Source organism: Acinetobacter sp. AS5 (assembly GCF_048957595.1).
Classification (GTDB): domain Bacteria; phylum Pseudomonadota; class Gammaproteobacteria; order Pseudomonadales; family Moraxellaceae; genus Acinetobacter.
The window spans coordinates 70,530-85,020 of sequence record NZ_JARDAL010000010.1 but is presented as its reverse complement, the minus strand read 5'-3'; the positions used below and the strand labels follow the sequence as shown (position 1 = coordinate 85,020).

At 43.7% G+C, this 14,491-nt stretch carries 12 protein-coding genes; 6 read left to right on the top strand and 6 right to left on the bottom strand.

The window, feature by feature from the left end; genetic code table 11:
* The 3 genes from PV763_RS04935 to dxs all read right to left on the bottom strand — a co-directional run.
* Positions 1–1,586 (bottom strand): DEAD/DEAH box helicase (locus PV763_RS04935; RefSeq protein ID WP_420937455.1); only part of this gene is annotated, 1,586 nt, incomplete at its 3' end.
* Between the two features lie 552 nt (positions 1,587–2,138).
* Positions 2,139–2,969, bottom strand: coding sequence for an inositol monophosphatase family protein (locus tag PV763_RS04930; protein ID WP_004281534.1), 831 nt, complete (start codon positions 2,967–2,969; stop codon positions 2,139–2,141).
* Positions 2,970–3,083: 114 nt separating this feature from the next.
* Positions 3,084–4,994, bottom strand: a complete 1,911-nt coding sequence (dxs, locus tag PV763_RS04925; protein WP_420937454.1) for a 1-deoxy-D-xylulose-5-phosphate synthase — start codon at positions 4,992–4,994, stop codon at positions 3,084–3,086.
* A 309-nt stretch (positions 4,995–5,303) separates the two neighbouring features.
* Here dxs and ribA point away from each other — a divergent pair, with 309 nt between their 5' ends.
* A complete protein-coding gene (gene ribA, locus PV763_RS04920) occupies positions 5,304–5,906 on the top strand; it encodes a GTP cyclohydrolase II (RefSeq protein ID WP_004281536.1) in 603 nt (200 codons plus the stop codon).
* A 169-nt stretch (positions 5,907–6,075) separates the two neighbouring features.
* On the opposite strand, the gene hemN is transcribed toward ribA, so the two are convergent.
* On the bottom strand, positions 6,076–7,449 hold the full coding sequence (gene hemN / locus PV763_RS04915) for an oxygen-independent coproporphyrinogen III oxidase (RefSeq protein ID WP_420937457.1): 1,374 nt from the start codon (positions 7,447–7,449) through the stop codon (positions 6,076–6,078).
* A 236-nt stretch (positions 7,450–7,685) separates the two neighbouring features.
* Here hemN and hemF point away from each other — a divergent pair, with 236 nt between their 5' ends.
* The 5 genes from hemF to PV763_RS04890 all read left to right on the top strand — a co-directional run bounded on the left by hemF (position 7,686) and on the right by PV763_RS04890 (position 12,650).
* Positions 7,686–8,642 (top strand): oxygen-dependent coproporphyrinogen oxidase, encoded by a 957-nt coding sequence (hemF, locus tag PV763_RS04910; RefSeq protein ID WP_420937453.1) that lies wholly within the window; start codon positions 7,686–7,688, stop codon positions 8,640–8,642.
* 134 nt (positions 8,643–8,776) lie between these two features.
* Entirely contained in the window at positions 8,777–8,983 is a 207-nt protein-coding gene (locus PV763_RS04905; RefSeq protein WP_004281539.1) for a hypothetical protein, read from the top strand.
* A 99-nt stretch (positions 8,984–9,082) separates the two neighbouring features.
* Positions 9,083–9,871 carry a shikimate dehydrogenase gene (gene aroE, locus PV763_RS04900; RefSeq protein ID WP_420937452.1) on the top strand — a complete coding sequence of 263 codons (789 nt, stop codon included), beginning with the start codon at positions 9,083–9,085 and terminating at the stop codon, positions 9,869–9,871.
* A gap of 398 nt (positions 9,872–10,269) precedes the next feature.
* A complete protein-coding gene (locus PV763_RS04895) occupies positions 10,270–12,093 on the top strand; it encodes an acyl-CoA dehydrogenase C-terminal domain-containing protein (protein ID WP_420937451.1) in 1,824 nt (607 codons plus the stop codon).
* A gap of 347 nt (positions 12,094–12,440) precedes the next feature.
* Entirely contained in the window at positions 12,441–12,650 is a 210-nt protein-coding gene (locus PV763_RS04890) for a cold-shock protein (RefSeq protein ID WP_004281542.1), read from the top strand.
* A gap of 216 nt (positions 12,651–12,866) precedes the next feature.
* Here PV763_RS04890 and PV763_RS04885 read toward each other — a convergent pair whose 3' ends face one another.
* Both PV763_RS04885 and PV763_RS04880 read right to left on the bottom strand, forming a co-directional pair.
* Entirely contained in the window at positions 12,867–13,568 is a 702-nt protein-coding gene (locus PV763_RS04885) for an IS1 family transposase (RefSeq protein ID WP_005263793.1), read from the bottom strand.
* Positions 13,565–14,467, bottom strand: coding sequence for an HNH endonuclease (locus PV763_RS04880; protein ID WP_420937450.1), 903 nt, complete (start codon positions 14,465–14,467; stop codon positions 13,565–13,567). The genes PV763_RS04885 and PV763_RS04880 overlap by 4 nt, the downstream gene beginning before the upstream one ends.
* Positions 14,468–14,491 lie beyond the last annotated feature (24 nt).

Below are 14,491 nucleotides of genomic sequence, written 5' to 3'. Positions count from 1 at the left end.
CCTTCACGACGTGGAGCTGGACGATCACCGAAGTCACGCTTTGGACGGTCATCAAACGAACGTTGTGGACGATCACCATAACCACCTTCACGACGTGGAGCTGGACGATCACCGAAGTCACGCTTTGGACGGTCATCAAACGAACGTTGTGGACGATCACCGAAACCGCCTTCACGACGTGGAGCTGGACGATCACCAAAGTCACGACGTGGACGATCTTCGCCAAATGCTGGACGTTCGCCACGAGGTTTGTCATCGAAGCTACGACGTGGACGATCATCACCGCCTTCACGACGTTTGAAGTTGCTTTCGCCTTCAAAACGACGACCACCACCGAAACCACCACGACCGCCATCACGACGACCGCCATCACGGCCACGACCGCGACCAGCGCCATCACGGCTACCACGTGCAGGAGGTGGAGATGGCTCAAGACCTTCAATTTCAGATACGTTTAGACGCGCATCAAGGAAGTCTTCTAAAGCACGGATTTTACCGCGTTCACGGTAAGTCGCCAAAGTAATGGCTTTACCAGTACGACCCGCACGACCTGTACGACCGATACGGTGTACATAGTCTTCATTCTTCATTGGAAGACCGAAGTTAATTACGTGTGAAATAGTTGGTACGTCAAGACCACGCGCTGCAACGTCAGTTGCAACCAAGATCTTCGCACGACCTTCACGGATGCTGCGTAAACGACGGTTACGAACAGTTTGTGGCATAGCACCGTGAAGCGCTACAACTGATAGACCTGCTTCAGCAAGTTCTTCAGCCAACATATCTGTGTCTTCTTGAGTTGACGCAAATACAACTGCTTGATCAACGTCTTCTTCGCTCAACCAGTGAGTAAGAAGTTTTTTCTTGTGCTCGAAACCGTCAGTCCAATGCAAAGTCTGAGTAATATCAGTATTTGTAGAGTGACCAGTTTCGATCGAAATACGCATTGGATCATTCATCATGCGTTCTGCAAGTGTAATGATACGTGGTGCAAAAGTCGCAGAGAACATAAGAGTTTGTTTGCGGTTTGCAGCCAACTCACCAATTGCTTCTAAGTCTTCAGAGAAACCCAGGTCAAGCATACGGTCAGCTTCATCGACGATTAATGCGTCAACTTTATCCAATTTGATTTGACGACGATTCACCAAGTCAAGTAAACGACCTGGAGTTGCAACAACAACTTGCGCGCCTTTTAACTGTTGAATTTGCTTACCAAAAGGCATACCGCCCATGATTGCCGCAATACGCACGCCTTTCATGTGACGTACAAATGCAATCGCGTCTTGACATACCTGTTGTGCCAATTCACGCGTTGGTGAAATCACCAAAATATTTGGTTGAGTAACCGCTTTCATACGGTCTTTAAACGGTACTAATGTATCTTGGTTTGCCAACGCATTTAACGTAGGCAGTAAGAATGCAGCAGTTTTACCAGAACCTGTTTGGCTTGACACAAGAAGGTCTTTGCCTTCAAGCGCAGCTGGAATCGCTTGTTCTTGTACAGGAGTAGGAGTAGTAAAGCCTAAAGCGTCGAGAGCCTGGGTTAGAGATTCGTCGAGGGAAAAATCAGCAAAAGTTTTGCTCATAGAGAGTATTCACCCTGAAGTGGGTGCTCCATTTAATAAATAACAATTATGGACATCGGCAAAAAGCGGCACAGCAAATAATGCTGAAAATATTAGGATTCAGCAGCGATCCGAGTAACGACGATGTGGATATAACGCACGCATGATTACGGCCGCAAACCTGAAGGAATCGCTTAAGCGATTGGGGCGCGAAGGATATGTCCTCTCTATGGACAGCACGCGCATACAATGATTAGAAGATAGTGTTCAGGTAAAGAACAGAAATTAAGTGCGTGGCGGAATTATAGCAGAATATTCCACAATGTCATTAAGTTTTAAAACTAATTTTCCTCTTTCATAATTTATCTATATATTTCTAATACTTAAAATACAATAAAAAATGTAACAGTCGGTATAAAAAGTTACTTTTCGCCAATTCACCTGATATTTCCAGTATTCAAGCATAGACAAACAATCTTGCATCAGTCTCTCGCGACTTAAATTTCCATGCATAAAAAAGGCATCCCGAAGGACGCCTTTTCTCAATATTAGATCTGATTCATCTAAACCCGATTATTTTGCTGCTTCGCCCCAAGCAGGAACAACTGCTTGCATTAAAGGCTTAAGCATTTTCATTGAACAAGCCAAAACTTGACCATTTTCCATAGAGTCGCTACCACCACGTGCATCAACTACAGTACCGCCTGCTTCTTTCACGATCAATTCGCCAGCTGCGATATCCCAAGGCTTTAAACCAAGTTCGAAATAACCATCGAAACGACCTGCAGCAACATAGGCTAAATCCAATGCTGCAGAACCTGAACGACGATATTGCGCGCCAGCTTCAGTTACGTTTAACAGGGTTTGAAAATGGTTCTTGGCATAAGACACAACTTCGCCATTACGCTTGGCACGATAAGCGTGACCAACAGCCATAAAGGTATTTTCCAGGCTGTCTTTAACATTCACACGAATACGGCGCTGGTTCATCATGGCACCACGACCACGACTGGCAGAGAATAGCTCATCTTTCACCGGGTCATAAATCACCCCGTGTTGAGTAATGCCTTTGTGCTGAACTGCGATAGAGATACAGAAATGCGGGAAACCGTTAATGAAGTTTAAAGTACCATCTAGCGGATCGATCACCCAACACCAATCGGCGTCATGACCTTTCCCTTCCTGATAGCCAAACTCTTCACCAAGGAAACTGTGATTTTTATAGCTTTTACGTAGGGTATCGATGGTCAACTGTTCCAAATAACGATCTACACGCGTTACCGGACCATCAATTCCTTTTTCTTCGACTTGTAGATCGAGTTTATGACGATTCTGATGCGCTTTTAAAAGCTCTTGACCAACTAACTGAGCCGCACGCGCAGCCATCACCACCATAGGTTCCATTGAACACCCACTACAAATTTGAAGACACTGATAAAGAATAATGCATAAAAGCCCCGATATCTTAGCAAATATCAGGGCTTTTTTGGGAAAAATGTGTCTAAAATTTTTAAGATATTATGACAAGACGCTTTGCCCTAGGTTGGACCAAGCCTGATTGATTGATTTTTCAATACCTTGCGCATCCAGCCCCGCCTGCTGTAACATCTGTGCATGAGTCGCTTGTGCCATAAATGTATCATCCAGACCCAAATTCAGTATCGGTTTGACAATCTGTGCTTCTGCCAGATATTCATTCACGGCACTACCCGCACCGCCCATCACCGCATGTTCTTCTACCGTGACAAACAGACTGGTGCTTAAAGCGAGATCATCGAGCATTTGAGTATCCAGTGGTTTGACAAAACGCATGTTAACCACACGCACGCCAATCTCATGTTTCACGGCAAATGCTTCAGCAGCGTCGACTGCAGCCTGTACCCGGCTACCAAATGCCAGTACAGAAATATATTCATCATACTGCCCATTAAAGCTGGCCACGATTTCTGCCTGACCGATTGGAATCTCAACCATCTTTTGCTGAATCTCAACGCCCAGTCCATTGCCACGTGGATAACGTACCGCTGCCGGTCCTGGATATAAATACGCAGTATGCAGCATTTGACGGCATTCATTTTCGTCTTTCGGCGCCATGATCACGATATTCGGGATAGTACGCATATAGGCATAGTCATAAGCACCGGCATGCGTCGGGCCATCTTCACCGACCAGACCGGCACGATCAATACCGAAAGTAACATCCAGATTCTGCAAAGCCACGTCATGTACCAGTTGATCATAACCACGTTGCAGGAAAGTCGAATAAATTGCAACCACTGGCTTCAAGCCTTCACAAGCCATACCGGCAGCCAAGGTAACTGCATGCTGTTCGGCAATCGCGACATCAAAGAAACGTTCTGGATATTCTTTGGCAAATTTCACCATGCCTGAGCCTTCGCACATGGCAGGTGTGATTGCGAGCAAACGGGCATCTTGTGCCGCTTCATCGCAAAGCCATTGCCCAAATACATCCGAATATTTCGGTGCAGTATTGCTGGCGGCAACAGCATTGATTTTGCTAATCGCGTGATATTTGATTTGATCGGATTCTGCCGGAGCAAAGCCTTTGCCTTTTTTAGTATAGACATGAATCAGGCGTGGGCCTTTACGCTTTTTCAGCGCATTAAAGACATGCACCAGCTGTTTGACATCATGACCATCGTACGGGCCAAAATAGTCAAAGCCGATGGCTTGGAATAAGTTATCTGCAGCATCGGTTGCTGCACTGTGCAAACGCGAGTTATACAACCATTCTGGATGTGGCTGTACATATGCCTCACCCTGCTCGGTAACATTAACGAACTCACCGCGCTCCCAAATGGCAGCCAGATGTTTGGCAAAACCACCGGTACTGCAAGAAATCGACATATCATTGTCGTTCAGCACCACCATCAGATCAGCACTGTGTGCCACGGCATCATTCAAAGCTTCAAAAGCCATACCTGCCGTCATGGCGCCATCGCCAATAATCGATACCACTTCACACGGCTTGTTCTGATAACGACGTGCCAGCGCCATACCTAGGCCAGCAGAAATCGCCGTCGAAGAATGCCCTACCCCAAAGGTATCAAATTCAGATTCTTCACGAGCCGGAAACGCAGCCAGACCATCTTTGGCACGAATCGTGGTGAGCTGTTCACGACGACCAGTCAACACTTTATGCGGATAGGCCTGATGACCTACATCCCAGATCAGGCGGTCATGCGGTGTATTAAAGCAATAATGTAAAGCCACGGTGAGTTCAATCACACCGAGATTGGCACCAAAATGTCCGCCACTTTGCCCGGCAGCATACAAAATGAATTGACGTAACTCATCCGCCACTTGTTCTAGCTGGCTTTGCTCGAGTGCACGCAGTTGCTCAGGATGATTGATCGCATCAAGCAACGGTGTTACAGGGCGTTGAGTTGGGATTTCTGTATACAGCATATTATGGCAAAGCCTTCTAAAGCCTGGCAAATCTAAAGCTAGGTCAATGGGGAGTACCCGATCATATAGCTGAATTGTAGCAGCTTCAATTCAGCTACGCTTCTAGCGATGCAATATTAAACAATGATCTCGTCGGGGTGAAAAAATTGCAGCCTACGATTATCCTGAATAATCTTACTATTTATCAACTATTATCGTTCGCTTTCTACAAAAAAGAAAATCTATTGCAGAATTTCGACTTTGCAATTCTACCAATGTTCAATCATTACGCTATACTTTAGCCAATTTCAGGATTTAACGGGTTCAGCTGTGCCAATCGAATTTGTCGCAACGTCAAGATTACCTACCGCTCACGGTGAATTTAAAATTACTGTATTTCAAGACCCTGAGACTGGCGAAGAACATGTCGCACTTTCCAAAGGACTTGAAGAAATATCAGATGAGCCTGTAGTGGTGCGTGTGCATTCTGAATGTTTAACCGGTGATGCCTTTGCTTCGCTCAAATGCGACTGTGGCCCGCAATTGCAAGCGACTTTAAAACTGATCAATGAATTGGGCCGCGGAGTCATTCTGTATTTGCGTCAGGAAGGTCGTGGCATTGGCCTGACCAATAAAATTCGCGCTTATGCTCTGCAAGATCAGGGACATGACACCGTAGATGCCAATTTAATGCTGAACCTGCCCGCAGATGCACGCCAGTATGATATGTGTAGCATCATGCTGGATCATTTACAGGTGAAAGCAGTACGCCTGGTGACCAATAACCCTTCTAAAATTGAGGCTTTAAAAGCCCAGGGAATTAACGTGATCGATCGTGTGCCTTTGACTGTGGGTTTAAACCCTTTTAATGAACAATATCTCAAGACCAAGCACGAACGCATGGCACATCTCTATAAAAAAGATGATTTTTAATATTTTTAAAACCCTGTCCTACCTTATTTTAACTTAATCCCTCCAACCTCCCTTTAATAAAGGGAGGCCTAACATCTAGTTAAATAGATGCCCCCTTCCTTTATAAATGTCTGTCTCCCTCCTTTGCTAAAGGATGAGGAGCACAGCACCGAAAGGGCGTATTAAAAAATTAAATCGTCATCGAGAAGATCCGGTTCTCCGGCATCCGTCGCTTTAAACGTAAATCAAAAGCCATACAAATATTTCGTACAAATGGTTTCCCTTTCTCCAGAATCGTGACTGACGAGTCTGAAAATTGAATTAAACCATCCTGTGCCATTTCCTCAAGCTGTTCCAAAACCTCATCAATTTGAGGAAAACGTAGCTCGGAATTTTCCCATGAGGTGCTAAAGCTGCACATCAAATTTAGAATATGTTGCCGAATGATCAGATCTTCCTGATTTAAGACATGTCCTTTAAATACCGGAATTTCATTGCGCGTCAGGCATTCATAATATTCTTCAATGGTTTTCACATTCTGGGCAAAGCTGTACCAGCTATCGCTGATTGAAGAAATCCCGAGTCCAATCATCACCTGGGTTTTAGAGGCGGTATATCCCATAAAGTTGCGGTGCAATGTTCCCGCTTGAAAGGACTGGTACATCGCATCTTTTTCTAAGGCAAAATGATCCATACCGATTTCATGATAGCCATGTGCCAGAAGTTTCTTTTTACCCGCTTCATAGCATTCCCGTTTGATCGCATCTTTGGGCACATCGGCATCTTTAAAACCGCGCTGACCATTACCTTTAATCCAGGGCACATGTGCATAGCTATATAAAGCCAGACGGTTCGGCAAGAGCGAATTGGTTTGTTCAATAGTATTTAAAACATCATCCAGACTCTGAAATGGCAGACCAAAGACCAGATCATGAGAAATCGACTCATAGCCAATTTCTCGCGCCCATTCGGTCACCTGTTTAACATTTTCATAGGGCTGAATCCGGTGAATCGCCTTTTGCACGGTTTCATTATAATCTTGCACCCCATAACTGACCCGACGAAAGCCAAGATCATACAATCCTTGCAAATGCTCACGCGTAGTATTATTAGGATGGCCTTCAAAACTGAATTCATGTACAGGTGCGATGTCTGCTTTGTCCAGAATGCCTTGAAGCAATTGAGCCAGATGCGCCATTGAAAAAAATGTCGGTGTTCCCCCGCCCAAATGAATCTCTTTAATCATGGGCTTTTCTTCTAATAGCTCGCAATATAAATCCCATTCTTTCAGCACAGCCTGAATATAAGGCTGTTCAACTTCATGGCGTTTGGTTACACGCTTATGACACCCGCAGAAGGTACACAGGCTTTCGCAAAATGGTAAATGGATATACAGACTAATGCCTTCGTTTTGATTGGATTCCGCAAAAGACTTTTTTAACGTTTGCTTCCATTGTTCCAGCGAGAAATTCTGCTCTTCCCAATACGGAACAGTGGGATAACTGGTATAGCGTGGCCCGGGAACATTATATTTTTGAATCAGGGAATTGACCTGTACCGACATGATACCCACCTTTACCATCGAAAAATGCTCAAGCCAATGAGCGCTTGCGAGTTATTGTGCTGAGCTTGAAAAAAGAATTCAACCTAGCCCTTTGGTCGGATTTAATGCCACATTTTACCAATGAATCATGAAACTCAAAGCCCACATCGATGCAGTGCATCACCAAATAGACCTTAATCTTTGACTGATTTTATGCTTTGATGTCGTTAGTTTTTTTATTTCCTTACGAGGCTCTGATGCAGCATCCTACATCTACGGATATTCAACACGTTCGTGAATTTCTCCTCGACTTGCAGGCACGGATTTGTGCGGCACTAGAACAGCAGGAACGTGCTGGCGGCGGTACGGCTGAATTTATCATCGATGACTGGGAGCGTCCGGAAGGTGGTGGCGGCCGTTCACGTGTTTTGCAAAATGGTACGGTGATTGAAAAAGGCGGGGTGATGTTCTCCCACATCAACATTTCAAAACTGCCTGCTTCTGCGACTGAACGCCATCCCAATATTGCTGGTGCCAAAGCGCAAGCGATGGGTGTATCACTGGTGATTCATCCCAAAAACCCGAATGTACCGACTTCGCATGCCAACGTGCGTTTATTTGTCGCAGAAAAAGAAGGCCAGGATCCGATCTGGTGGTTTGGTGGCGGTTTTGACCTGACTCCGTTTTATCCGAATGATGAAGATGTACTGTCTTGGCATCAAACGGCGCATGATCTATGTGCGCCATTCGGCGAAGAGGTTTATCCTGAACATAAACAATGGTGTGATGATTATTTTTATCTGAAACATCGTGATGAACAGCGTGGCGTTGGCGGCTTGTTTTTTGACGACCTGAATCAATGGGATTTTGAAACCTGTTTCCAGTATATGCAGGCTGTAGGCAATGGGTATCTGGAAGCCATTCTGCCGATTTTCCAGCGTAATCAGGATAAGCCTTATACCGAAGCACAACGCGAATTCCAGTTATACCGTCGCGGCCGTTACGTGGAATACAATCTGGTTTATGACCGCGGCACCCTGTTTGGCTTGCAGACTGGTGGCCGGATTGAATCGATTCTGGTCAGCCTGCCCCCGCTTACCGGATGGTCATATCGCCCTGAATGGGATGAGGGCTCACCGGAAAAACATTTAACAGATTACTACCTGAAACCACATAACTGGTTAACAGAATTAAAATCCAACGCAATGAAATGATACAAACGGCCCTCAAATAGAGGGCTGTTTTAATAGATATATCCTCTATACTGCTGCATAGAAATACCTGATTTGATCGCGGCACCCTATCGCTACATCGATCATATTCCATTTGATGTCTAGTGAGAATAACAATGCATAATCTTCAATTAAATCTACCTGTGTTGGCCTTTTGGCTTTTTCTGGCTCTCGCCATCAGTGCGATGAGTACCGCAATTTTGAGTCACAACCTGATTCTGGATGGCGCCGCTATTCTGGTGAGTATCCTGACTGGGTTTGGGGTTGTTCTCAGTATGGCGCTGATGTTTGCGGAACATATTATGGATATTTGTAGTTCCTAAAATCCTAATAACTTAGCAGCAATTCAAAATCACGCAGGCTTTAGTCCCTGCGCTTTTTCACGTATATTGATGGCCATTTCCGCACATGGACATTGTGAAATGAGCAAAAAATTTGCCGTGATTGGTAACCCGATTGAACAATCACGTTCTCCAGAATTGCACCACGCCTTTGCAGCCAAAACCGGGATCGACCTGAATTACACTAAATGTCTGGCACCACTAGATGGCTTTGAAGCCAACATTCAGGAGTTCTTTAGCAATGGCGGTAGTGGCATGAATGTCACCGTACCCTTTAAAGAACAGGCTTTTGCCCACTGTCAGGTACTGAGTGAACGAGCCAAAATTGCCAAAGCCGTGAATACGCTATGGATGGAAAATGGTGTGCTGCATGGCGACAATACCGATGGTCAGGGACTGGTTGAAGCAATTCGAGCACTAGATTGGCCACTGGAAAATACAGATATTTTAATTATTGGTGCAGGCGGTGCCACGCGTGGTGTAATCTATCCCCTAGCCCAGGCAGGTGCGAAAAAAATCGTGATCGCCAATCGTACCTTGGCACGGGCGGAACAACTGGTCGCTGATCTTCAGAATGCCGTACCGCAAGTCGAATTACAGGCGATTTCACTAGACACTTTATCCGGTGAATTTGATTTGATGATTAATGCCACTTCTGCCAGTCTCAGCGGTGATGCCCTGGTTTTACCGGAAACGCTACAGTTTAAACGGGCCTATGAAATGGCCTATGGCAAACCTTCTTCCTTTCTGGATCAAGCCAAGGCACGCGGTGTACCGACATCTGAAGGTTTTGGCATGCTGGTCGGTCAAGCAATTGAATCTTTTTACATCTGGAATGGTATCAAACCGGATTTAAAAGAGTTTCTTTAAAACCCCTATCTCTCTAATGAGTTCAGTTCGGGTTGCAACTGCAACCCTTTACTTCCCTCCTACTACTTTTTATAAGCTGAAAAACCATGGATTGGTTTTAATGACATTTTAAAATGAGTTATTTTGCCACCTGAATCCGAGCACAATTCATACAAAAATATACTGGACAAATCACCTTTTAACTCACTAAATTCCATTGATATAACAAGTTTTTAATCTTCCTGTAATGTAAACACCTAATGATGAAATTCGATGATTTCATTCATTAGCCTTAAAAATCGATTAGCTTTTCTGACATTTTTATTCACTGAATTCATCAATGTTTTTTTATCCCGAATGTGAATAATCAAAGAATCGATACAGATAATCCAAAACTAATTTCAATCAGGATTAAACGCATGCCAGCATATAAAGCCCCTTTACACGACATTCGCTTCCTTATGAATGAAGTGCTTGACTACCCTGCGCACTACCAGAATTTGTCGAATGGTGAATATGCCGATGCCGACACGGTAGATATGATCTTAGAAGGCGCTGCAGATTTCTGTGAAAATGTACTGTCGCCGTTGAATCAAAGCGGTGATGAAGAAGGCTGTCATTTTGAAAATGGCGAAGTAAAAACACCGAAAGGCTTTAAAGAAGCTTACGACCAGTTCGTACAAGGTGGCTGGCAAGGTCTGTCTTATCCTGAAGAATTTGGTGGCCAAAACCTGCCAATGTCTTTAAACCTGATCAAATCGGAAATGATGGGGACTGCAAACTGGTCATTCCAGATGTATCCGGGTTTAAGTGTGGGTTGTATCAACACTATCATGCAATATGGTACCGATGAGCAGAAAAACACGTATCTGCCTCACTTAGTTGCAGGAACTTGGGCGGGCACCATGTGTCTGACTGAGCCGCAATGTGGTACTGACTTGGGTCAAGTTAAGACCAAAGCAGAGCCGAAAGAAGATGGCAGCTATGCCATTTCAGGCACCAAAATCTTTATTTCCGCAGGTGAGCACGACCTGACTGAAAATATCGTACATATCGTACTGGCACGCCTTCCAGATGCGCCGCAAGGTACCAAAGGGATTTCTTTGTTTATCGTACCGAAATTTATTGCTGCTGCAGATGGCGGGATCGGCGAGCGTAATCCAGTGAACTGCGGTTCGATTGAACACAAAATGGGGATTCGCGCTTCAGCAACGGCTGTACTGAATTTTGACAATGCGACTGGCTACCTGATTGGCGAACCGAATAAAGGCTTGCACGCTATGTTCACCTTTATGAACACGGCGCGTATTGGTACTGCGATTCAGGGTATTTGTCATGCTGAATTGTCATTCCAGGGTGCTTTACCGTATGCCAAAGAGCGTATGTCAATGCGCGCCCTGTCTGGCAAAAAAGATCCGGAAAAAGTAGCGGATGCGATCATTCACCATGCTGATGTCCGCCGTATGCTATTGACGCAAAAAGCCATTGCTGAAGGTGGCCGTGCCATGATTTATCATGCAGCAAAAATTGCCGACAACATGAATGATGCTTTGCTGCGTGGCGATACTGCAGCATTTGAACAGCATGATGACCATCTTGGGTTCTATACTCCAATCCTGAAAGGCTTCCTGACCGAAATGGGTTATGAGGCATCAAATCACGGTATGCAAGTCTTCGGTGGACACGGCTATATCAAAGAATGGGGCATGGAACAGATCGTACGTGACTCACGTATTTCTACCTTGTATGAAGGCACAACAGGCGTTCAGGCACTGGATCTGATTGGTCGTAAAGTGCTGTTGACCTCGAAAGGCAAAGTGATTCGTGATTACACTGCTGAAATCCTGAAATTCTGCGGTCAGCATGCACGCAATAAATACATGCGCCGCTTTGCCTGGGATTTGACCAAGCTCTGTGCACAGTGGAATGCACTAACTGTGCGTATCATGCTGGCTGCACGTAAGGACCGCGACATCGTTTCTTCTGCATCAGTCGATTTCCTGATGTTCTCCGGTTATGTGATGATGGCGTACTTCTGGGCACAACAAGCCGCAGTCGCTTCAGCCAAACTGGCTTCTGGCGATGGTGCGGAAGTACCAGAGTTCTATAAAGCAAAAATCAAAACTGCTGATTTCTACTTTGAACGTATCCTGCCACGTACCCAAGGTCATGCAGAAGCGATGGTGAATCCGTCTAAAACCATTACGGCACTCGCGCCAGAACACTTTAGCTTCGATTACTAAGCTGTAAATTGACTTGAAAAGGGCGCTTCGGCGCTCTTTTTATTGATGTAGATGCCCTTCTTCAACTTAAAAAACCTTTCTGGATAGAAAATATACAAATTTAATTTTATATTTTTCAACATCCTAATAAATTAGCCAAATAAAACGCTTGTATATCTCAAAATAAGCGGTATGATAATCCCAACTAGAAAAATTCTTGTTTTGGTTAGTCTTCTTTTAAGTATCGCAGTTTTAGTCATAAACCTTCGTATTACAGATCAAAAAGCTCCATCCTTTTTATTTTTCAAAGTTACAGTTAGTCATCTGAAATTTTGGCTATAAATTCATACGATTCAATAGGTTATATTATGTCTAATACAGTTAACGGTACAGTAAAATGGTTCAACGAAACTAAAGGTTTCGGTTTCATTCAACAAGAATCAGGTCCAGACGTTTTTGCTCATTTCAGCGAAATCACTGGTTCAGGTTTCAAAACTTTAGTTGAAGGCCAAAAGGTTTCTTTCAGCGTAGCTCAAGGTCAAAAAGGCCCGACAGCTGTAAATATCGTTGCTCTATAATTTAGAAGCAAGATATTGAAAAAAGCACTCTTAGAGTGCTTTTTTTGTGCCTATCATTTCTCTCATACCGCTCGCTTTTAAAGATCATTGGGTTGTTCTAAAAACCGGTGTGCTCTATGCCAGGCTAAAAATACCGGATCAGGGGCAAAACGTTTTGGTACGTCGATTCGTTTACCGTGATAAAGTTTTGGTGGTGTTTCAAAAAGTATGCTGGCGTTAAACAAATCCGTTATTAAGGTAAAAGAAAGTCAAATCAAAGGCTTTAAAATGATTTTCGAGCTTTTTAGAAAAGTTGCAACTTCTCCTAAATCCACGCCTGATTCGATGACGAATTCTACAGTTGTTACCTTCAATACCGACGGTAAAAAACTTACCGATCACTTGCTTGCAACATTGAAATGCTGTGATAAAACTATCCCAGTGATCACTCGCAATTCCAGCATATTGAACCCCAAGCTTTTTAAGTCTAGCTTTAAGACGTTGAACCGTTGCTAAATCCCGCTTACCCCAAACATAAGCAACAACTTCTCCAGATTCTCGATGGTAGGCATAAATAAGCCATTGTTTATTTTTCTTATTCCCTACAAAAGTCCAAAGTTCATCGACTTCAAGACATTCGTAGTGGCTTTGTTTAGGCTGAATCTGATAGATCGATTCACTTAAGGTTCGTAATACCTTGCCAATGCTGATACGCTCGACTTCAGCAATATCTCTTACACCGCTTCCTCTGACCATTAAATGTAATATCTTGCCGGTAATACCTGAGTTACATCCTTGATAGCTTAATGCATGATCACCAATAAACTGACGTTTGCAATCTTTGCATTGATGGTTTTGTTTCCCATCTACTTTGATGCCATTTCTCTTTATATTGTTACTTAGACAGGTAGGACATTTGATTTGTAGCGTTATTTTCATACCTCTATTTTATCAAAAGCCATATTGTTTTTTTCAGCATACTTTTTGAAACACCACCAAAGTTTTAAATAGGCGTATAAACTCGCATCTTGCTTGGCTTGATTCGCAAGACACACTTTAAGCCCTTTATCTAGCGTGATAAATCCCTGATCGAAAGCTTGATCCAATAAAGAAGATAAACAAATTCCATTACGCGGATTTCTTCTATGTACCTGATTTTCAGACCAAGGTACGATATGAGAAGCCACTAAAAAGGCTTTGGTCTTAATACCAGAGATCGCACATTGATATTGATAATTAAGTTTAACTTGTAAAGCAAATTCCTGGTGTGGCGAACCGCGAACTTTTACATTGGCATATTGATCTTCAACACTATAATCGAGGATTTCTTGACGTAAATGCGTATCTAACAAAGCATCCTGTTTTTCGCCTATTCCTGCTAATTTAAGTAATCGCCAAAAATCATCTGCCGTGATCTCATTCATGCCATATTGTTGAAAAAAATATTCCCAAGTATTTCCGCGTGGTTTAAAAGTCCATTGAAAATCTTCCAAATCGGACTGCAGAATAGGATCTATAAAACGTATACCATCGATCACTTTCGCAAAGACCGGTTTGGTTCGGCGTTTTTGATGATTTTGAGGAATGGCAGTAGGTGCAATAATCTTGGCTATACGGCCTGCACCATAAAGATAGAATTGATTTTTAATTTCAGAAGCTTTTTGCGGTCGTCGATATAAAAAGAAATCTCCTTCTCTAACCCGATTATATTTACTTTGATCCCAATGATATTCTTGAAAGTCCCGATCTTCATAAACCAGATGATCACTTTTGCTATCAAAAATAAAGAATCGGGTATCAGTTAAATCCAGCTGCTGAAAAGCCCATAATGTATCCACCTGTCCACCCTTTAGAAATTATAA